We start from the raw sequence: 21545 nt of genomic DNA, 5'->3' as shown, positions 1-21545 counted from the left end.
TTCCAAAAATCTTCTTTTCTAAGCTATAATTTATGCCTTGCCTGTATCTGTTGCTTCCAAGCATGCATACCTAGTGAGAGTCCTATAACCCCATAAGCTACAAAGGCTCTAAAAAACTCTCCAAGTTGTGGATCACCAAATAAATTTCTACCTGCTAGTGGCGAAACAATAAATAATGTATGAAATAAAACTGTACCTAATAAGGCCTGGCCAATGGTTGCCTTAGTTACTGATGCCCCTCCAATTAGAAGGGCTGCTATTGCAAACATACCTACCTGTTCATGACTGCCATATGTACTAAAGGTACCAAGATTTTGAAGATAAATAATCTGTCCCCATGCGGCAAGTACTGTAGAGATTACTATTGCAATAACTCTAATTTTATTAGAGTTAATACCAGATACGGTTGCAATATGCATATCTTGCCCAACGGATTTAAAATCTTGCCCAATCTTTGTTTTTGAAATAAATATATTAAACAAGCATAATAGGGTAATTAAAACACCTGTTACTATTGGTACTTTCACATTATTAATCATAATTAATTCTAGCAAAATTTTTCTTGCAATTTCTGAGGAATCTCCGAAGGATTGAAACAATCCAGCAGCATTCATAGATATAATACTAAAAGTTATTAATAATAGGCTAGTTACACCAATGGCCTTATATTTTTTATTATTGAATTCTTTTAGGGATCTATTGTTGTGATATTTGAAAATAACGTATATAGCTAAAGCAACTGAAAATAATAATACAAACATAGGAAATGAAAGCTTAAAAATATCATCCAAACCATATTTCAATTTGCCGGTTAGGTCTATTGTAGTTCTAACCCCTACGCCAGTGCTTAAAATAAGTTCCTCATTTTTCATAGGAATTATAGATCCAACTAAAATAAGAAATACCATTTGATAAATACCATTCGCAAAAAAACCTAAAATTAAGCTTGTTATCATTTCCTGCCCCTTAGTATTATTTAATAGCTTTCCTGTTAAATATCCAAAAATAATTGCTAGGGGTGCTGCTATTACTGCACACAGTAGAATCCCTTGCCATCCTGTAATTCCCCAATGAGCCACTGCAATAATAGCTGCTTGCCCAGCCATTGCACCCAAAACTATAGCAAAGTTTAGACCCATTCCTGCTAGTACTGGAATAATAAGGGCTAATACTAAAAATGCATTTCTAGAAATTCTAGTAATAATATCATTTAAATAAAAAGAAAATGTTAATCCTGAGGCCTTAAATCCGATTAAGCAAAGTACTGCAAATACCACTGTTACTATATGATTTGTTAGTAAGTTCTTTATTTTTTCCTTGAAATTATCCTTTTGATTTTCAGTGTCATTTATTTTATCAATCATATTATTCACCTCCACGAACTTGCGTAAGTGCATATAAAATTATACCATTACTAACTATAATTCTTGTGATTTCCGCTAAGCTTCCTAAGGTCATAATCTTATTTGCAACTGGCAATGCAACAACTAAAAGAGATTGAAATAGAAAGGTCCCTATTAACACATTAGAGATTGATGCCTTTTTTACGGTAGCTCCACCAATTAATATAGCAGCTACAGCTGCAAAGCCCATAAACATCGGTGCTTGATATAATTGAAGGAAACCAAAGCTTTGAGAGTAAACTATAATACCTATTGCCCCTAAAATAGTAGACAATATTGTACCTATTATTCTATGTTTGTTAACATTAATTCCAGCTGCCATAGCAAATCTAGGATTATCCCCAGCAGCCTTCATAGCAACACCTGTTTTACTTCTTAGAAAAATCCAAACAATACCACAAAGAGCTAATGTGAATAAAATTAAGCCTGTAGGAATAGTTATGCTACCTATATTAAAAGTAGCAAAATCATTTAATATTTTATCAAATCTACCTGCTAGGGATATGGTAGTTCTGACACCCTTACCTATAGGCCAAGCCATTTCTGGACTCTTAAAGGGTAGAATCATCCAACCTATACTCATTAAAGATACTGCTGAAAACCCTACATATGTTGCTACCATCATTTCTGATCCCTTTACCTTATTTAAAAGCCAACCGTATCCAAATCCAACTATTGCAGCAAATGGTATAGAAAACAATACAGCTGCAAAAAATCCTATCCCTCCAGAAAGGTTTAGCTCTATACTTATAAGTCCACCTAAAAGACCACAAAGTATTCCTAAAGGCAGACCAAAATTCAATCCCACACCACTTAATATACCTGGAACCATGGCTAAAACTAATACACCATTCATTCCTGTTCTAACTAAGGAATCTTTAATTAATTCTCCAAAAGGTATTTCTACAATAGCTGCTAAAATAGAAAGAAAAATTAAAAACCCTACAATAATAATTCGAGGAAGACCAAACTTTTCAATAAATTGCTTTACTCTCGCTTTCAATTTATTCAACTCCTTCGCTAAGGGTTTCCAGCTTATTGCCTGCCATCATCAAACCATAGTTAGCATCACTGTCATCTGGTTTTAATATACCTTGTATTTTACCTTCAGTTACGATAGCTATTCTATTACATATTGATCTTAATTCAGAAAGCTCACTAGAAGTCATAACTATTGTCATTCCTAATTCCTTATTAAGCTTAACTAATGTTTCTAAAACTATTTTTTTAGCCCCAACATCTATCCCTCTAGTAGGCTCAGAAATAAATAAAATAGTAGGCTCTAATGTAAGAGCTCTAGCAATACAAACTTTTTGTTGATTTCCCCCGCTTAACCTTCTTGTAATCTGAGTTGGGCCAGTACATCTAATATCTAAATCCTCTATCATTTTTAAACTATATTCCCTAATTTCCTTTGACTTTATTTGAGTAAATGGTCCATAATTTTTAATATACTTTCTTTGATTATGCATAGCTGTAATAACAATATTTAATTCGATAGATGAGTCCAAAAGCAAGCCGGTGCCTCTTCTATCTTCAGATACAAAAGCTAAATTATTTTTAAGAGCTTCCTTAGGATCACCTAACTTAAGCTCTCTCTCCTTTAAATAAACTTCTCCACTGGCAGGATAAAGTCCCATAATTCCATTAGCAATACCAATCTTTCCTTGACCCGCCAAGCCTCCGATTCCTAAAATCTCACCTTCTTTAATATCTAAGTTCGCTCCCTTTACTTCTTCGCCAGGCATATGTACAGTTAGGTTTTTAATAGATAATATTGTATTTTTATTCTGGATACTACTGGTAGTATTGTTTAAAATTCCATCTATTTTTCTTCCAACCATTAACTCTGCAAGTTCTAATGGATTAGTATCTTCCTTTTTAACCTTTGCTACAAGCTCTCCATCCCGTAAGATAGTTATATTATCAGCTACTTCCATTACCTCTTCTAGTCTATGGGTAATAAAAAGAATCGCAATCCCAGAGTCGGCAATTTTTCTCATAGCCTTTAAAAGTCCACTAGCTTCGCTTTCTGTAAGAACGGCAGTAGGTTCATCAAATACAATAATTTTTAAATTCTTCTTATCCAGTTCCCTTGCTATTTCAATAAACTGCATATAGCCAACAGGTAATCCTGCAACCTTTACCCACTCATCTACATCCATTCCTACCGTATCTAGGGCTGCTCTAGCATCCCTACTCATATTTTTAAAATCTAATATCTTTAATTTCGACCCTAAAAATTTATTTATAAAATTATCCTTATTTATTTCTCTATTAAGCTTTATGTTTTCAGTAATTGAATATCCTGGTATTAACATAAATTCTTGATGTACCATACCAATACCTAGCTCCATAGCCTCTATAGGGGACTTAACATGGGTAATTTCATTATCGATTAGCACATCCCCTTCAAACCCGCCTGTTGAGTGAATTACAGACATTCCAAAAAGTATATTCATTAATGTAGACTTACCTGCTCCATTTTCACCTAACAGAGCATGGATTTCTCCTGGTCTAACGCATAAATCCACCCCTTTTAGCACACGGGTTCCGTAATATTCCTTTGCAATATTATTCATCTGTAATACATACTCTTCTTTTTCCAACGCTTATACCTCCTTTGTTATTACTCATAAGGAATTAATAGTACAAGATTGCCATCTAGTGGCAATCTTGTAGGTAGAAATTTAATTTTTAAAATTTACACTTTTCTAGAAGGTTAAAAAATAATATGATCTGAAAGATATAAGAAATAGTTATTATGACCTTCATACTCTGTTAATTGAACAGAACCACCTGCTATTTTTTCTAGAACTTCAACAAGTTTTTCTTTATCCACTTTTCCATTTGTCTTACCTTCTAAGTAAGCTCTAGCATATTCTACTCCACCTTCAATAAACATCATGTTTACAGGAACTGGCCAAGTAGCAACCCTTCCTTTCATTCCAGCTTTTTCAACTTTCTTGCCTATTTCATCGATTATATAACCTAAATCGCCTGCTTTTTCATCAGGAACAGCAATACCTAGTGCAGCTGGCATTGCATGATAAGGAGACGGACAACATTGTACTGGAAATATAGCTCCACCTTCTATACTTTGTCTAATAAGAGGTTCCATCATAGCACAATTAGTAGCAAAGAATGCCGTATCTTTACCATATTCAGTAATTTTTCTTGGCACATCTTCAATAATGAATTGTTGTGTTCCAGGAACTCCTGCATCCCCTGTTGGATCTGGAGCATCCTCTTGCACAAATTTCATACCTAGTTCTTCTGCCTTAGCCTTCATTCTATCTCTTCTTACAGCTAAGAATTCAATAGACATATGCCTTGGGAATGTGTAGTGGACTAAGGTTTTTGCACCCATATTATGAGCATGCTCTGCTATTTGCTCTCCTCTACCTAAATCATCTGTGTTCAGTACAATATCACCCTTAGATGCAATAACATCTTGATCTTCTTGGGGAGATCCTAATATAAATAGTATATCTGGTCTAATCTCTCTAACTCTGTCGACAGCCGCTGCCGCACCTGGTACAGCTTGAGTCATAACAATAGCCTTTACATCTGGGTCAGATGCCATAGCCATCATATTAGTAATCGTAGTTTCTTGCTCTTGCATAAAGCGATCTGGATACGTACTGGTAACAATCATATCACCGTATTTTGCCTTCATATTTTCAGCCGCTCTAAACTCCTCTTCACCTTGAGATACCGTACCAGACATAATACCTATTTTATATTTAGGTACTGCTGCTGTGCCTTGCTTGTTGCCGCAAGCTGCTAGGCTTAAAATCATAGTTAATGCTACTAGTAACACTAAAAATCTTTTCAAAATTTTCATCCCCTTTAATAATTTCTTTTTTAACTTAACACTTTCTACAAGGTTCGCTATTTCATATAAATATCCAGGAGAGTAGATATAGGAAACAATATACGAAGTTGAAATTCTATAATTTTAAATATTCTGATAATTTCTTATGTAGAGAAAGTGTTTAGTTAATTTAATTAGTCTGTCCTTTCCTTATTTTTATTCTTACATTCTTTTAAATAGAACTATAGAAATTAAATATTAATAAATCACCTAGTGTCTATTTCAAAATAGTACTAGGTGATTTATATAACTTTAAATATTTATAATAATTTTTAACATTTTATTGCTATACAGCTTGTTCAATTACATTCCGCATCCATTTATTCGATAGAAATCTTTTAACCTCAAAGATTGCTTTTATAATTTCTTCTGTACAGATAATAAAGTATACCATAGGCAATGATATTTTAAAATAGACTGCGGCAACAAATGAAAGTGGTATTGCATATAACCATAGGGTAACTCCCTGGACTATCATAGAATATGTTGTATCTCCTCCACCTCTAAATACCCCAATTATCATAAGCACATTAAAGAAGCGTAGTGGACAAAATACTGCCATAATTCTTAAAACCATAAGAGTAGATTGATATGTTGTGTGGCTAATATTAAAGGATTGTAAAATAAAAGGAGCAGAAACCCATATACCTATTCCTATCAAGATTCCAATAAAAGGTGATAATACTCCTAGTTTAAATGCATAGTCCTTAGCTATATCTTCATGCTCTGCCCCAATCTGAGTTCCTATCATTATAGCAGAGGCACTAGCTAAACCAATACATACTACCATAAAAATATTACTTATTGTAGTTGCAATTTGCATCCCAGCTACAGCACTAATACTTATTTTAGCATAAACAACTGAATAGGCTGTCATACCTAAAGCCCATATAATTTCATTTATAATTACTGAATATGATGTCCTAAAGTATACCATTACAAATTCTCTATTAAAGCTAAATATTTCTCTAAGCTTTACACCAATAATATTATTAATTCCATATACTACAATTAAAACGTAAAACATTTCAGCTCCTCTTGCTATAGTTGTAGCTATAGCTGCGCCCTTGACACCCATTGGAGGAAAACCTAAGTTTCCAAAAATTAATACCCAGTTTAAAATAGCATTACAAGCAACCCCTATTAAGCTAGCATACATAGGAGTATTTGGTTGTTCTGTACTTCTCAATGCAGTAGAATATGCTTGTGTAATACTCGTCATAACAAAACCTAAAGCAACAAATCTTAAATAAGTAGTACCTAAAGCAATAACATGTTGATCTTTAGTAAACACTCTAATTACAAAACTAGGAAATGCCAGCCCTACAATTGAAAATACAATAGCTGTTAATAGTCCCAGTATAATATTTAAGCCTAATACCTTTTTTATTCTATCTATATTCTTTTTTCCCCAATATTGAGACATAAATATACTGGCCCCAGCATTAATACCTGATAAACATAACATAAAAATAAAAAAGAACTGATTGATTAAGCCTACAGCAGCAATTTCTGTTTCTCCTAGCTTACCAATCATCAAATTATCAATTAGATTAAGGGATGAACTGATCAGATTTTGAAAAGTAATCGGTAAAGCTAGTGTAAACAATAAAATAAAAAATTTCTTATCTTTTAGTAGTTTCTTCATATCCTATTCCTCCTCTGCCTACAAAAATAAAAAAACAGAAGCAACTGGGTGTTTTATAAAGCTGCCCATGTGCTTCTGATTATTTATCAATTATAATTTTGGAAAAATCTACTTATGTATTATAACTAAATGTTATGATTATGTCAACAGATAATATTTATTTAACTCCTAATATTTAAATTTAGAAATACTCTCCTGCATTTCTTCAGCAAGCTTCGCTAAAGATTCACTAGCATTAGCAATTTCTTCTATAGATGCTATTTGTTCTTCTACAGAAGCCGCTGCTTCTTCTGTTCCTGCTGCATTTTCCTCAGATATTGCTGATAGGTTTTGGATAGTCTCTATAATACTTTCTTTTTTTCTATCCATCTCATTTCCAGATTGATTAATATCTTCTATCGCTTCCTTTACTTTGTCTATCGCATCAGCGATTCCCTCAAATTTAATATTTGTTAGTTCTACACTCTCAGTTTGAGACATCACTATTTTATCAACTTCGCCCATAGTATTTACAGCTTGACCAGTTTTATTAGTTAAATCTACCACTATATCAGTAATTTGCTGTGTAAATTGATTGGATTGTTCGGATAGTTTTCTTATTTCATCTGCCACTACCGCAAATCCCTTACCAGCTTCTCCTGCTCGTGCCGCCTCAATTGCTGCATTTAGCGCCAATAAATTAGTCTGCTGTGTTATATTTTTAACCATCTCACTGGCAACTTCTATTTTTTCCGCACTTTTATTCGTATTAGCAATAATTTCTCCTACTTCCTTCATTGCCATGTTACACTCTTTATTTTTTTCTACAAGCTCAGTTAATATATTTAAACCTTCATCCTTTAGAATATTTACTTCTTCCGATGCACTGCTTAAGCTTAATATATCTTGACGATTTTTGAATATTTGCTTACCTAATTCATCAATATTAGTTGCACCTTCTTCAGTATCCTTTGCTTGATCATTTGCCCCTTTTGCAATTTCTTCAATAGTTCTGCCTACTTCTTCGCCTGTAACAACTAACTGTTGAGTAACAGCGGTTAGCTCTTCCGAGGAGGATGCTAGGTACTCAGAATTATAGGATACATTTTTTATAAATTCTCTCAAACTGTATATTATTTCTTTAAATGCACGACCTAATCCTCCTATTTCATCTTTTCTCAAAAGAAGTTTGTTTTCTACATCTTCAGTAATATCTAAATTAGCCACCTTCTCTGCGAAACCTGTAAGCAACACTATTGGTGCTGCAATACTTTTACTAACAAAAAATGTGATTAGTGCCCCTACTACAATTGCCATTAATGTAAATAAACCCAAGTTGTTTCTTAGTTGATTTATACCTGATAATACTTCTTGTTTCTCTATTCCTACAAATATAGTCCATCCACTATCACCTATTGGAGCAAAGGCTGACATTTTTTCTATTCCTTTATACGTATAACTTCCTGTTCCAGATGTCTTTTCTGAAATACTACTTTCAATAAAATTAGCTAAAGATTCTGAAGCAGGATCATTTTTCGATTCTTCTATAGGATTATACTGTTGCATAACCAAGTCCCTATCTATATCTCCTATAATGGTTCCAGTTTCATTCACTATGAAAAAAGTTCCAGTTTTTCCATACTCCATATCACTTACAATCTCACTCAGTATGTCTCCTTTTCTAGCACCGTTTAATACTCCTATTACTTGTCCATTTTGAATAATTGGAGATGCATATACAATAATTGTATTATTATCTACATTACTAATTATAACATCGGACATAGCAGGTACTCCAGACAATGCCTTTTTGAAATAATCTCTATGGCTTACATTAGTACTAGTCATCTTATCATCTATAGTAGTTGAATTACCACTCAAATCTATCATAGTAAAATTATTATAACCTGACCTTTTCGCTTCTCTTTCAAAAAAATCAACCTTCTTCTCCCAGGATAGACCGTCGATTAAATCCATATTGGCCGCTAATGTTTCAATATGGCTTAATTGGTGATTGGTTCTTGCTTCAATATACTTTGAGGCTTGTATAGATAAAGCTTCTAAGAACTCACTCTCCTCATCAATAAGCTTATTTGAAGCAGTTTGAATAGATACAAAGCCTAATGTTAATGATGTAATTAGTAATATTAGTGTGAAAATAGCGATTAATTTATTTCGTATACTTTTCATATTATCAAACCCTCCCATTATTCGTTGTTTAATGTATATCGGCGGATTTCTTAAATATCTTTACAATTTTAGTTATTTTTAGACAAAAAATTTATCGAGATATTATTATTTTCATACTATATTTTAGATATATTACCTAATAACTTTTTAATTTTAAGTCCTATTTGTAAGTTCAGCCTATGTTCTGGGTTTTCTAGGTTGAGACCTGTAATTTTCTGTATCCTTTCAATACGATAAAGTGTAGTATTGTAGTGGGTAAAAAGCACTTCTGAAATCCTTTTTAAATTGCCATTGTACATAAAATAAGCTTCTAGGGTTTTAACTAATTCTGTCGATTTTTTTTCATCATAAGCTGCAAGTGGCTTAATAGTCATATTATAGAATCTATTTAGCTCGTCATACAAGTGATCTTGAAAAAGTATTTTATATACACCCAGATCTTCAAAAAATACTAAAGATCTTTCATTTAGTATTTCCCCAGCTTGTATAGCCTTTAAAGAGTCCATATAGCTTTTATGTACCTCTCTTAAACCTTCATAAGCCCTTCCTATTCCTATTTTATAATTAAGCTTTTCAAATCTTTTCTTTAATAAATTTTCCAAATCGATGCTAAATGATTTAATAGTAAAATCTATTTTCTTTTTATTATGAAAAGCTAATAACATATATATACTGTCAGTTTTCCTAGCGACAAAACCATTTAAACTATGTCCTTCTATTAATCCTTCCAAAGCGCTATGTAAAGTTACTAGTCTGTGATCAAAATTATCAACCATAATTTCTTCTTTTTCATCAGTATGTATCAACACTATAATGAAGGTGTCATTAATATCTAGCTTAAATAAGTGAGCTCGTTCCTCTGCCTTTTCCTTTCTTTTTTCCTCCATAGAAAGTAGGTCTTCCAAAAATTCCGATCTATATCTATTTTCAACATCTCTTACGGAAAGTTGCTTTAATATTTCTAAGGAAATTATGGTTGATGTATTTTCTAATACAGAAAGATCAAATCCCCCTAGTGGAGTATTTATAGCCCAAGAGAAAATATGCCCATATATACTGTCTTTTAGAACAATAGGCATTACCATCCTTCGTATAGGCTTCCCTTCAATTATTTCTATTCCTTCATTCAACTTTCTTTCGCCACTTTTTGTAGAATTAGGATCATAAAATTTTTTTGCATTTTCAAATAAAATATTTTTCGTAATATTATCAATAGACTCCAATTGTAAAAACCATTGATCTGGAAACCCAATTTTAATTATAAGAGGATTTCTTAAATTTTCACAGGTTACTCTTCCAATATCCCCTATAGTTCCACCTTCTAGTACTACATCCATCAATTGCTCGTGGGCTCTTTCTAATCGTTGAAGCAGTGAGGTCTGCTTGTTAAAAATTTCCTTAAAAACAGGTGTCATTATATCACTAAAGGGAGTTCCATAGTGTAAGTCTATAATGGGAAGATTTAGTCCGTTGGCCAGTTCAATAATTTCAATTGGAAAGGACTCTAAATATGGATATATCTTTATTCCTATACCTGCTAACCCTTTGTTTGCACATTCTTTTATAAATAATTTTTGTTCTTCTAGTCCTCCGAGTTTAAAGGAATAGGCTGTAGTTAGCAAAAATTCCCCTTGATCTACCCAATCTAAAATTTCTGGATCTGCCATAATATTTACCTTTGAAACTGTATTATGCAACCCATTAAATCCTGCGATTAGCTTGCACTTTTCCATACATTCCATTTTTAAAACATCTTCAACAGTAATCCCATTCTGCCTTCTCATTATTCCCCACCCCCTTTGTACAGTTCTAAATATTTAGAAAAAATCCTTTATTATTTTAAACAAAAAAGAAACAGGGAAATCTATATAATCTCCTTGTTTCTTCTACTATTTACATTACGCTAATTTAGAATAAGTAATGGACAGTACCTCTTCTTTAAGCTTTTTAGCTTCAGCTAAAATATTATCACACTCTGTCTTTTTCGCTTCGACATAAGTATTATCACTTAAGCCTTGTAAGTTTATAATTACGTTAAATAAAGCTCCCTCTACTCCAGCATAAGCCATTAATGCTCCCACACCTACATCTGTAATTGCATTTACATTTCCATAATTAGCAAATACTTTTTGCAATTTAAGTATGCTCAGACATTCATTAGCAGTTGTTAGTGGTACTTCAAGAGCCTCTATTGTTGCTCTTTCCATAGCTTTCTTCCTTGCTGTCTTTTCCTCTTCTGTTTCCTTTGGCATTTTTAGAGCTTGCATAAACCCTTCAAAAGCTTCTACATCTTTATCCACTAGTTTATTTAATCTATCTTTTAGTTTAGCAACCTCATTAAAATTATTATTTAAAGTCGCCTTTGTTGCTTCATCTAAGGATTCATAGGCTTTTCTACCAAAGGTTAAATTACCAACCATTGCTGTAAGAGCAGCTCCAAGACTTCCTGCTAAAGCAGCTACACTTCCACCCCCTGGCGTTGGCTCTTTGCTTTCTACCGCATCTACAAACTCTCTAATAGGTCTGTCAACCAATAACATAAATCTTCCCCCTCGCATAAATGTTTTTAATTTTCAGTTTTCATTACCACTTTATCATACTAAAGATATTTCGTCTATATTACCCTTATTAAATACAAAACTACATCAATTGTATTTGTAATTTATTAGAAGTTCTTACGCCTCCTAAAATTTTCAAATCATAATCTATATCTATTTTGCCCTTTCCTGTTTCTTCACTAATTTCTACATCTAATACATTTGTGGTTACCTTCATAGTAAAGTCCCCATAGGCAGTCATATAATTACTCTCATATTTTTTTCCCTGCTCAAATATAAAATCTACAGCAGAGGCTCCAGAACGTTTCATAGATACTTTGTTATTGTTTTCTATCTTTATTCTAGTTGTGGATCCCTCCATTCCTGAAATTTCTGACTCATCATAAAGAATATAGTAACTACCATTTTTTTTATAAAAAGAACCTTCTGTAGTTAGTTCAATTGTACTTTCCTCACCATCAGAATTCTGTTGTATCCCTATAACCCTTATCATACGTGTAGATTTCATTTTACTCATCCTTCTCTTATATTAATTAGCTCTCTCGTTAAAACGTTCAATAGCTAGTTCTATTAATCTATCTATTAAATCTTCGTATTTAATTCCTGTAGCTTCCCACATTTTAGGATACATGCTAATCTTTGTAAACCCTGGCATTGTATTAACTTCGTTAAGTAAAACACGATTAGTAGTACTTTCAACAAAAAAATCTACCCTAGATAGTCCGCTGCAATCTAAAAGCTTATATACCCTAATAGCCATATCTCTTACCTCATTAAGTATACTCTCTGGTAAGTTAGCTGGTATTACAAATTTACTAGTCCCTGCAAAATATTTATCATTATAGTCATAAAACTCCGCTGATGGTATTATTTCTGCTGGTAGAGATGCAATAGGATCATCATTTCCTAGCACAGAACATTCTATCTCCTTACCAATAATAGTTTCCTCTATTACAATCTTCCTATCATATTCTCCTGCTAGTTCAATAGCTTCCTTTAGTTTTTCTCTAGTATTAGCCTTTGTTATACCTACGCTTGATCCCATATTAGCAGGCTTAACAAAAATAGGATATTTGAATTTTGCTTCTATTTTAGATATAACTTCCATCTTATCTTTTTTATATTCCTTAAACATAACTACACCATACTTTGCCTGTGGAATGCTATCTACCTGTAAAAGTTTTTTCGATATTGCTTTATCCATTGCTACAGAAGAAGCTAAAACCCCTGTTCCTACATAGGGTATGTTTATCATTTCAAATAACCCCTGTATTGTTCCATCTTCTCCAAATGGACCATGAAGAACTGGAAAAACAACGTCTACTTTTTCAATTCTTCCATTACCAAAAGCTATCATTCCATTGCCTTTCTCAGTTGGCAACAAGGACATATGTGTATTTAAACCTGCATTTTCTGATCCTTCATCTGCAGTTTTCTCCCAAGCTCCACTTTGAATCTCATCTATAGGTCCTTCATATAACTTCCAAACACCTTCTTTAGTAATTCCAACAGTAATAATATTGTATTTATCCTTATTCATTGCCCTAAGTATAGAGGTAGCTGACATTAATGAAACCTCATGTTCTCCTGATTTTCCACCGAATATTACCATAACATTCATCTTTCTCACATTGACACCTTCTTTCTTATATAATTAATATTCTACCTTTGTTCATCTTATTATTCAACATTTTTACATGAGTATATCCATGTTTAAATCTAGTAAAAATACTTCATTAGCAAATATATCTATTAACAATTAATAAAGATAACATCAAAATCCTCAGGATAATATATTTTTTAAGAAATAACATAAAAATGACAAACCTGCGAGTAAAAAACTTGTGGGTTTGTCATTAATATGAGCGATAAGTACTTTTAGTACTTTTAGCACTTTTTAAACTAAATAATGCTTTGTTTATTTAATTGAGGAAATTGCATAATTCAAAGTCTGAAATTAAAACAACTATATATTGTATGTTGATCGCTTTAAATATACAGTATATATAAAATTTTTTATAAAAAGTTAAATATGCAATTTCCTCAATTATTTTAAAATTTGATTTATAATCCTATAAAAATTCTTATAACTTATTTTTTCAATATCATCTTTACTATATCCACGTTTTTCCATAATCCTTATAATGTTTTTTGCTTTTGTAGTATCTTCAATCCCTTTAACCCCTATATTTCCACTACCAGCAAAACTATTTTTAGTCTCGTCTCCGAGATAGTCAAAGAAATCAAAACCAAACCCAACACAATCAATTCCCATAACTTCTACCATGTGGTCAATATGGTCTGCAAGGTGCTCGATGTCTTGCTTGTCCTCTTCAACATGTACAAACTCCCTAAAAGCATTAACTCCTACTAATCCACCTTTTTCTGCTATTGCCTTCAATTGCTTATCTGTTAGATTTCTTGGAACATCACATAAACTCCTACAGTTTGAATGGGAAGCGATAAAAGGTTTATTTGAATACCTATAAACATCCCAAAAACTCTTTTCATTTAAATGAGATACATCCAGTATAATACCTAAATCTTCAATTTTTTTTACTGCTTGGATTCCATATTCGGTCAATCCCCTATTAGATGATCCTTTCACGCCAGTTGCAAACTTATTTTCCTCATTCCATGTTAGAGATGCATGTCTTACACCAAACATATATAATAAATTAAGCAAATTAAAATTTGATCCTAAAGCACTAAGTCCTTCAATTCCTATTATGATTGGCATTCTGCCGCTGCTTATTGCCGTGTCAAAATCTTTAGTCTTTTTTATAATTTTAAATATATCTCGATTCTCCATTATTTCTATAGCAGTATGCTCTATGATTTCAAAAACTCTTTTTTGTGGTTCATTATTATACGGAGGATCAGCCCAAATTACAAAGATCCCTCCATTGATTTCACCTTTATTAAATCTTTCTAAATGAACTTTTTTAAAGACATCTGAAATACCTTTTTGTCTTCTTATAGCAACATCTGTCCAAATATCAGCATGTCCATCAAAAATCATCTTACCATCTCCTAAAAAGTAAGTAGGAAAGAAATTTCTTCCCTACTTGGCTATTTTGTTAAAGCATTTGTAATATATTACCCATAAATATACCGAAATAATTTCCTATTACATAGCCTAATGTTCCTACTAGTAGTATAGGTACTATTAATGCGGTCCATCCTTTTGCAATAGCCATAGCTGCTGCTGTGGTCGGTCCACCAATGTTAGCATTTGATGCAAGTATAGCTTCCTCAAGATTAAATTTAAGTAACTTAGCAAAGATTAATGTAACTGCCATGTTTACTAAAACCATTATTGCGCTGAATACCAGCAATAACGGTGATTTTGATAAAATTACAGGTATTGAAGCTGGAACACCTATTACAACAAAGAATATGTAAATTAAATACGTTCCTATTTCCTGCGCTCCACTGATTTTACCAAAGAAATTGTGAGCATATGTTGCTAATAACATGGTTAAAGTCGTCATAATGAGATACTGATTACCTAATAGACCATTAAATAAATTTCCTATAAAATTTCCAGTAGGTATAATAGAACCTAGTAAACCTGCTATTTCTCTTGAAACTGCAACAATGATAAAAGATGAACCTATAGCAAATGCAATATCTTTTAGAGATATTTCTTTTCTTCCCCAATATGAAGCTGCTTGTGTTTCTCCTTCTTTAGTTGTTGCTACTTGGCTCTCCATTTCATCTATATATGGATGTTTAAAATGCTTTCTAAAAAATGTCATAGAAGGTATAGCAATAAGTACGAAAAAGTATAAAGCCATCAGTAGATTATCTGCAACTACAGCTGCAGAAACTAATTCTCCTGGTGCATCAAAGGCATCTGCCATAGCTACAAAGTTAACGCCTCCACCTATATAAGATCCTGCCATCATAGCTCCTACCTTATATAATGAAGGTACTACATCCTTCAATAATAGAAAGCCTACAAATGCTCCTATCATTGTTCCTACTGAACTTATAAGATATATGATTAGTATACGTCCACTTTCTTTCCATATCTTTTTTATATTTGCATTGAAAAGAAGTAATGGAATCGCTAAAGGAACTACATATCCCCAAACCTGATCATATACAGGTGAATCAGTAGGGATAACACCTAAATTCGCAAGAATCATAGCACCTATAAGTGCAATTATAGCACCTGTTATTTTTGATGCCCAACTGTATTTTTGTTCTAACCAAATACTAACTGCCGCCCATCCTGTGAGTATAGCCCACAATATCCACGTGCTGTCTGGGCTAATTAAAGTACCGCTAAACATATAACCACTCCTTTAAAATATTTGTATACAAAATATCATAACTATTCCTACAAAATAATATTTTGCAATATATAGAATATTTTATTATTGAGTTAATATTCTATATATTTATATATTTCTGCATCATTTCTTAAATTCCTTCAAGTATACTGAAATTTTTTTAATATATTGAATAAATTAGATAAATATCATTTCATAGTTTGAATAAGCTATACTAGCTATGATAAAATACTAATTAAATAACAATAATACCAAAATATAGAGGTGATATTTTTTGAATATAGATATAGGATCAAAGATAAGATTACTTAGAAAAGATTTAAATATGAGTATATCAGATCTTTCAAAGGCCGCAGAGCTCAGCACAGGACTTATTAGTCAGATTGAAAGAAATATAGTTGTTCCTTCCGTAGCCTCTTTATGGAAAATTGCAAGAACCCTTAATGTTTCAATAGGATATTTTTTTGATGAAGAAAATAAGGTTGCCATAAATCCTATAGTAAAGAAAGAAAATAGAAAAAAACTTGTAATTTCAGATTCTAATGCAGTATATGAATTGCTCTCTCCCGATTTAAATAGAAAAATTGAATTTCTTTGCATAACCCTTCAAAAAGATGATTCCTCAACTAAAGAATTAATAAGTCATGATGGTGAAGAATGTGGAATAGTATTGGAAGGGAGATTACTTGTAAAAACTACAAATAGAGATTACATACTTGAAAAAGGTGATAGTATCTATCTAGATAGTGCGATACCCCATAGATATATAAATATAGGAGATAGTATGTGTATTTCTATGTGGGCTATGACGCCACCTAGCTTTTAATTCTTATGTAATAAAAAAGTTTTAGAGAATTTTAATGCATAGTTGTTAAATAGACAAATAATAAAAGGGTAGCTATTCAAGTAAATTAGATAGCTGCCCTTTTATAAACTTTATATTTCAAATATGGAGGCTAAACGGTTAACTTGCACCTTAATCTGTCCTTTAGATTGTTCAAAGATTTCAAACACTTTAGATTTTAATTGAAGTGGTAGCTCCTTTTCATTTACACTACTATATACTAGATAATACTCTTCCTCCGTTAAGGCACTTTTTAATTCTTGCTTTGTTTTTTCATCTGTCAACCCATGCTTTACGTCTACAAAGCATAGTGGCGGAAACATTACACACCACCAATTTTGCCCTTCCGCCTTACCTATTTCTATACGCAGTGCCTCATATACCCCTGCAGGGAAAACCACATTACCATATCTTTTAGTTGGAAATTTATGCTCCCCTAAAGATGCTCTTACACCATAACTTTCTCCATTTCGCTCTATCTCTGCTTTAGCAACTTCTTCTATTTTTTCTAAATTAGCTGCTAAAATTTCTCTAGTTTGATCTACATCTTTAGACTTCCCTAATTCTTCGGCCATTGCGTCTATTACTTTATCTCTTACTTTAAGCTTTAGCTCCTGATCCTCTGGAGAATCACTATTAGCCAACACATGGAAACGTATTAAGTTTTCTCCCCTTCTTTCTAGAGCCTCGACTTCCTCATTTACATATAGAACATTTATCAAAACTAATCCCATTAAAAAACATACTACTAATTTATTAGCCCATTTTCTATACATCTTCATTTCCCCTTTTCATCCATTTGATTGTTATACTCTCATTATGTACAATTAGGGGAAATTTTATACAAGTATATTTTATATAACCTACTACCTAATCAAACCTATCCTTCGTATTTTAACATCCATCTTTACTTCAATATCTATATTCGGAAAAATATCTCTCCAATCCTTTTCTAAACTTTTCCACAAACTATAGTGGCGTTGTCTTAAAAATCTATCCACCCCTATTACGTCTACTCCAAACTCTTTTTGAATTTTATGTATTGTTTCTTCTGTTCTTTTCTTTATTTCTCTATTAGCCAGTTCTTCTACTTCTTTAATAACTTCAGCTTTTAACATATCTTCCTTAGACTCAAAATATGTTTGCTTAACGTCTGCCTCTGCCTCTATTTCTATTAAAATTTTCATATTACTCTCATCGTCGATTAGGCTCATTTTAGGTTTTTTAGGCCTCATATCAATAGGAATACTATACCCCTTGTAGTCGACTCTCATGCCTCCTAATATACGAGTTTCACCCTTCAAAAGCATTAATAGTGCAGTTTCTATCTCTCCTAACCAACCCTTAAACTGATAGTCGCTAATTATGCCAGCACCAGCCACCTTTACATCAGTTTTTCCAGCTGTTATTCTAGGTATAAGTGCGTTTCCTGTTTCATGTAGATCTTTAAGTATATCCCCTACAGATCCGCTAGGTGCTCTAGGAGTTCTATCTCTTCTTCTAAATAGTTCTGCAATAAATTGTCCCACCCTTGGCTGCATGGTTGGCTTAACCTTAATAATATCCCCTGCTGAATCATCTGTCATTGCAAGTACAACCCTTCTACTTAAAAGCTCATTGTTTTCTATTCCATCTAATATTTCTCGAAATGATTTTGAGTCTTTAGCAACATCTACATCTATAATCACAGTCCTTAGATGTCCTAAAAATATTTCTTTATTAGTACGGTCTGCCATTATTCTAGATACACTATATAGAGCATCTCCAACAGTTGCAATAGTAATATCTGCCCCTTCCTTCTTGGTTTCGTCTGGAAATGAAAATGTAAAGGTATACTTATTTCTTTCAGTATCCTTAGCTTCTTTAGCCTCTTTTGTCTGTTCATCTATATCTGCTACCTTATCGTCCTCGGCAGAAGAACTATATTTGTCAATGCCTACAGCGTTAATGTGAGCTCTATCTTCTATTTCTACTTTATCCCAACATCCAGTTAGTAAAAATGAAATTAATAGTAGAAAAATAGCTTTCCTTTTATACATTAACCTTTTCCTCCCTCCTTAGTTTTTTTTGTATAACTAAAGATATTAAAACAATTAGTGGAACTACAAAAATCATAGCACTTGCAACATATCTAGTATATATATTCATGATTTCATATGTCTTAGATATATTTTCAGGAATTATAGAAACAAGATATACAAGTGGCAAAAATGGTGCAGCTAAATAAGCATGATCTTTAGAGCCAGTTAATGACTCGGTCATAACTGTCGCTGCTAAAAACATAGGGGCTGTAGTAGAAAATATAGTTAACACCCATAGGCTCATAACTACTACCTGGATATTTTCTATAAAAAGTCCAGGCAATTCTATAGTGTCAAACAAGTCTAATGTTGGCCAAAGTAAAGATTTCACTTGTATAGGCCCAAATTGCGCAAGGGTCGCTGTTACAATTAGCATGTAAAACAACAATATTGCAACAACAGCAATATAAGCCTTTGTAGCCTTTTTAGGTTGTTCCAAGTGTACCCCGAAAAAAAGTATCATTTCAATACCTATAAAACTAAGTATAGTAGTAGGTGTACCCTTTAAAATTTCAGCAGGGGTGATTTCAAATACCGGAAGTAAATTTGCAAAATCTGATCTCGTAAAGGATAAAGCAAATATAAACACTATAGTTGTTACAACAGATGGAAATCCAAACTGCATCATTCTTCCTAATACTTCTATTCCTTTTCTTGCTGAATAAATAGCCGCAGCCAATATGCTTATGGTTATTACCTCTAAAGGTGTATTTGTAAGTAAATACACCTTTATAACTTCACCGAAAATCCTTGTAAGTAATCCAATAAATCCTACTAAATATAATACATATGTAAGCCCTACTATATAGGCAATAGGCTTGGTTAATGCATCGCAAAGGATTTCAAAATATTGCTTTCTAGGTTTTAGTCTTATAATTGCACCATGTATTAGAGCCCCTACTATTGCTACCAACCCTCCAGCCAATAAAACAATCCAATGATCATAAGGTACTATCTCCGCCAGATCTCGAGGTAAAGTAAGTATACCTGCTCCTACCATAGCTATCATTAAAATAAATATCATCTGCCCTATTGGGATGATATCATTATTGTCTTGCATCTATCTTCACTCCTCTTTATTAAAATCCTCGTCTCTAAGATCCTGCATTCTTTTACTTTGATTTTTATTAGCTGTTGTATCTCTATTATGCATAGATGGTAATGGAGCCTTAAAAAATGTGTCCTTTAAATCTGTATGTTGTGTAATATAGGCTGTATAAGGAGATAAATATGGGACTCCGAAGCTCTTTAGGCTGCACAAATGTATTAGTATTACTATTGTTCCTAGCATAATACCGTATAGACCTAAAATTGCAGATATAATTATTAGTAAAAATCTTAATAGTCTAAGACCAATTGCCATGCTATAGCTTGGAATAGCAAAGGATGATATGGCAGTTATAGCTACTATAATTACCATTATAGGTCCTACTATTCCCGCTTCTACTGCTGCCTGCCCAACTACAAGACCACCTACAATACCTATAGTCGCTCCTATGGGCCCAGGAAGTCGTATCCCTGCCTCCCTTAATATTTCTAGGGTTATTTCCATAATAATAGCCTCTATTACAGAAGGGAATGGAACCCCAGCTCTATTAGCTGCTATTGACATAGACAGCTTAGAAGGGAGCATTTGAGGATGGAAGGATGTAATTGCAATATATAGTGCTGGAGCATATAGAGATATGACAGCGCCAATATATCTTAAAATTCTAATAAATGTAGCAATACCCCAGCGCTCATAGTAATCTTCAGCAGATTGCATCATAGCATTTAAAGTAGATGGCACTATTAGGACAAAAGGGCTATTGTCCACTATAATTGTAATCTTACCCTCGTATAGAGCCGCTGATGCAACATCTGGCCTTTCTGTAATTTGTATTTGTGGAAATGGTGATCGCCAGTTATCCTCTATAAGCTGTTCTATATATCCACTATCAATTATTGCATCTATATCTATTGCCATTAGCCTTTTATTCAGCTCTTTTAATGCATCTTGATTAACTATATCTTCAATATACATAACACACACATCACTTTGGGATCTTTTTCCAATTTTGTACCCCTTTAATTTTAACTTATGATCCCTAATTCTTCTTCTAACTAAGGCAGTATTAACTCTAAGGCTCTCTACAAAACCCTCCCGAGGTCCCCTAATAACGGATTCTGTTTCAGGTTGAGAAATAGACCTGCCATCCCACCCCTTAGATGCAATAATAATTAGTTTTTCATAATTATCTAGTATAAGTACTGTATCTCCACTTAATATATCTAAAACACCCTGTTCAATAGTCTCTACTTCCTTCATCTCTGTTATGGTTAGAGTCTTATCCTTTAGAATATTACTTAGTTCCTTTTTAATAAATTTCTCATTAGGAGGAGTAATTCGGCTAGATACCATTGAATTTTTAAGTACATAGTCATTTAGTAAATCCTTATCTGCCATACCATCTATATATATCAGTGTTGCTCTATAGCTTTCATCTGTTCCTATTTTAAACTCTCTATATACAATATCATCACAGTCTACTAGCATATTTTTAATAGACTCAAGATTTTTGTCGAGGTTTTTATCTACCTTAGTTTCTTGCAGTTTTATATTTTGATTTTCATTTTTTTTACCAAATAGCTTTTCCCATAGGCTCATCTAAATTCCTCCTAAGT

The 21545-nt window shown here is 32.8% G+C and carries 17 protein-coding genes; 1 reads left to right on the top strand and 16 read right to left on the bottom strand.

Translation table 11 applies throughout. The features are described from left to right. Positions 1 to 23: 23 nt before the first annotated feature. From HYG84_RS07185 to HYG84_RS07130, 12 genes are all read right to left on the bottom strand, one after another. On the bottom strand, positions 24 to 1364 hold the full coding sequence (locus tag HYG84_RS07185) for an ABC transporter permease subunit (RefSeq protein WP_212381648.1): 1341 nt from the start codon (positions 1362 to 1364) through the stop codon (positions 24 to 26). A gap of 1 nt (position 1365) precedes the next feature. Beyond that, positions 1366 to 2406, bottom strand: coding sequence for an ABC transporter permease subunit (locus tag HYG84_RS07180; protein WP_212381646.1), 1041 nt, complete (start codon positions 2404 to 2406; stop codon positions 1366 to 1368). A gap of 1 nt (position 2407) precedes the next feature. After that, positions 2408 to 4012: a sugar ABC transporter ATP-binding protein gene (locus HYG84_RS07175; protein WP_330655600.1), complete on the bottom strand. Its 1605-nt coding sequence runs from the start codon at positions 4010 to 4012 to the stop codon at positions 2408 to 2410. Positions 4013 to 4125: 113 nt separating this feature from the next. Continuing rightward, on the bottom strand, positions 4126 to 5250 hold the full coding sequence (locus tag HYG84_RS07170; protein ID WP_249168731.1) for a DUF3798 domain-containing protein: 1125 nt from the start codon (positions 5248 to 5250) through the stop codon (positions 4126 to 4128). 316 nt (positions 5251 to 5566) lie between these two features. Further along, entirely contained in the window at positions 5567 to 6928 is a 1362-nt protein-coding gene (locus HYG84_RS07165) for an MATE family efflux transporter (RefSeq protein ID WP_212381644.1), read from the bottom strand. A 168-nt stretch (positions 6929 to 7096) separates the two neighbouring features. Continuing rightward, on the bottom strand, positions 7097 to 9097 hold the full coding sequence (locus tag HYG84_RS07160) for a methyl-accepting chemotaxis protein (protein WP_212381642.1): 2001 nt from the start codon (positions 9095 to 9097) through the stop codon (positions 7097 to 7099). A 116-nt stretch (positions 9098 to 9213) separates the two neighbouring features. Then, positions 9214 to 10881, bottom strand: coding sequence for a PucR family transcriptional regulator (locus HYG84_RS07155; protein ID WP_212381640.1), 1668 nt, complete (start codon positions 10879 to 10881; stop codon positions 9214 to 9216). A gap of 114 nt (positions 10882 to 10995) precedes the next feature. Further along, positions 10996 to 11637, bottom strand: a complete 642-nt coding sequence (locus HYG84_RS07150) for a cyclodeaminase/cyclohydrolase family protein (RefSeq protein WP_212381638.1) — start codon at positions 11635 to 11637, stop codon at positions 10996 to 10998. Positions 11638 to 11737: 100 nt separating this feature from the next. Next, complete coding sequence (locus tag HYG84_RS07145; RefSeq protein WP_212381636.1) at positions 11738 to 12163, bottom strand: DUF1934 domain-containing protein; 426 nt, start codon at positions 12161 to 12163, stop codon at positions 11738 to 11740. Between the two features lie 21 nt (positions 12164 to 12184). Next, positions 12185 to 13276, bottom strand: coding sequence for a D-alanine--D-alanine ligase family protein (locus HYG84_RS07140; protein WP_212382116.1), 1092 nt, complete (start codon positions 13274 to 13276; stop codon positions 12185 to 12187). 426 nt (positions 13277 to 13702) lie between these two features. Continuing rightward, the gene (locus HYG84_RS07135; RefSeq protein ID WP_212381634.1) at positions 13703 to 14677 is read right to left on the bottom strand and encodes a dipeptidase; all 975 of its coding nucleotides are present in this window, start codon (positions 14675 to 14677) and stop codon (positions 13703 to 13705) included. Between the two features lie 58 nt (positions 14678 to 14735). Continuing rightward, positions 14736 to 15956, bottom strand: a complete 1221-nt coding sequence (locus tag HYG84_RS07130) for a DUF819 family protein (protein WP_212381633.1) — start codon at positions 15954 to 15956, stop codon at positions 14736 to 14738. A gap of 274 nt (positions 15957 to 16230) precedes the next feature. On the opposite strand from HYG84_RS07130, the gene HYG84_RS07125 reads away from it, so the two are divergent. Next, positions 16231 to 16782, top strand: coding sequence for a cupin domain-containing protein (locus HYG84_RS07125; RefSeq protein ID WP_212381631.1), 552 nt, complete (start codon positions 16231 to 16233; stop codon positions 16780 to 16782). A 110-nt stretch (positions 16783 to 16892) separates the two neighbouring features. On the opposite strand, the gene spoIIR is transcribed toward HYG84_RS07125, so the two are convergent. From spoIIR to HYG84_RS07105, 4 genes are all read right to left on the bottom strand, one after another. After that, positions 16893 to 17576 (bottom strand): stage II sporulation protein R, encoded by a 684-nt coding sequence (gene spoIIR / locus HYG84_RS07120; RefSeq protein ID WP_212381629.1) that lies wholly within the window; start codon positions 17574 to 17576, stop codon positions 16893 to 16895. A 90-nt stretch (positions 17577 to 17666) separates the two neighbouring features. After that, complete coding sequence (locus HYG84_RS07115; RefSeq protein WP_212381627.1) at positions 17667 to 18839, bottom strand: Ger(x)C family spore germination protein; 1173 nt, start codon at positions 18837 to 18839, stop codon at positions 17667 to 17669. Then, on the bottom strand, positions 18832 to 19941 hold the full coding sequence (locus tag HYG84_RS07110) for a GerAB/ArcD/ProY family transporter (RefSeq protein ID WP_212381625.1): 1110 nt from the start codon (positions 19939 to 19941) through the stop codon (positions 18832 to 18834). Before HYG84_RS07110 ends, HYG84_RS07115 begins: the two co-directional genes overlap by 8 nt. A gap of 6 nt (positions 19942 to 19947) precedes the next feature. Next, positions 19948 to 21528, bottom strand: a complete 1581-nt coding sequence (locus HYG84_RS07105) for a spore germination protein (protein ID WP_212381623.1) — start codon at positions 21526 to 21528, stop codon at positions 19948 to 19950. Between the last annotated feature and the right edge of the window lie 17 nt (positions 21529 to 21545).

The sequence above is a fragment of the Alkaliphilus sp. B6464 genome, from assembly GCF_018141165.1.
Lineage (GTDB): Bacteria > Bacillota > Clostridia > Peptostreptococcales > Natronincolaceae > Alkaliphilus_B.
This window is presented reverse-complemented; position numbering and strand designations above follow the sequence as displayed.

Coding starts and splice junctions, on each gene's coding strand:
- HYG84_RS07150 (WP_212381638.1), bottom strand. CDS start 11,637: ATGTTATTGGTTGACAGACCTATTAGAGAGTTTGTAGATGCGGTAGAA.
- HYG84_RS07130 (WP_212381633.1), bottom strand. CDS start 15,956: ATGTTTAGCGGTACTTTAATTAGCCCAGACAGCACGTGGATATTGTGG.
- HYG84_RS07160 (WP_212381642.1), bottom strand. CDS start 9,097: ATGAAAAGTATACGAAATAAATTAATCGCTATTTTCACACTAATATTA.
- HYG84_RS07170 (WP_249168731.1), bottom strand. CDS start 5,250: ATGAAAATTTTGAAAAGATTTTTAGTGTTACTAGTAGCATTAACTATG.
- spoIIR (WP_212381629.1), bottom strand. CDS start 17,576: ATGTATAGAAAATGGGCTAATAAATTAGTAGTATGTTTTTTAATGGGA.
- HYG84_RS07105 (WP_212381623.1), bottom strand. CDS start 21,528: ATGAGCCTATGGGAAAAGCTATTTGGTAAAAAAAATGAAAATCAAAAT.
- HYG84_RS07110 (WP_212381625.1), bottom strand. CDS start 19,941: ATGCAAGACAATAATGATATCATCCCAATAGGGCAGATGATATTTATT.
- HYG84_RS07135 (WP_212381634.1), bottom strand. CDS start 14,677: ATGATTTTTGATGGACATGCTGATATTTGGACAGATGTTGCTATAAGA.
- HYG84_RS07145 (WP_212381636.1), bottom strand. CDS start 12,163: ATGAAATCTACACGTATGATAAGGGTTATAGGGATACAACAGAATTCT.
- HYG84_RS07185 (WP_212381648.1), bottom strand. CDS start 1,364: ATGATTGATAAAATAAATGACACTGAAAATCAAAAGGATAATTTCAAG.
- HYG84_RS07165 (WP_212381644.1), bottom strand. CDS start 6,928: ATGAAGAAACTACTAAAAGATAAGAAATTTTTTATTTTATTGTTTACA.
- HYG84_RS07155 (WP_212381640.1), bottom strand. CDS start 10,881: ATGAGAAGGCAGAATGGGATTACTGTTGAAGATGTTTTAAAAATGGAA.
- HYG84_RS07115 (WP_212381627.1), bottom strand. CDS start 18,839: ATGTATAAAAGGAAAGCTATTTTTCTACTATTAATTTCATTTTTACTA.
- HYG84_RS07140 (WP_212382116.1), bottom strand. CDS start 13,276: ATGAATGTTATGGTAATATTCGGTGGAAAATCAGGAGAACATGAGGTT.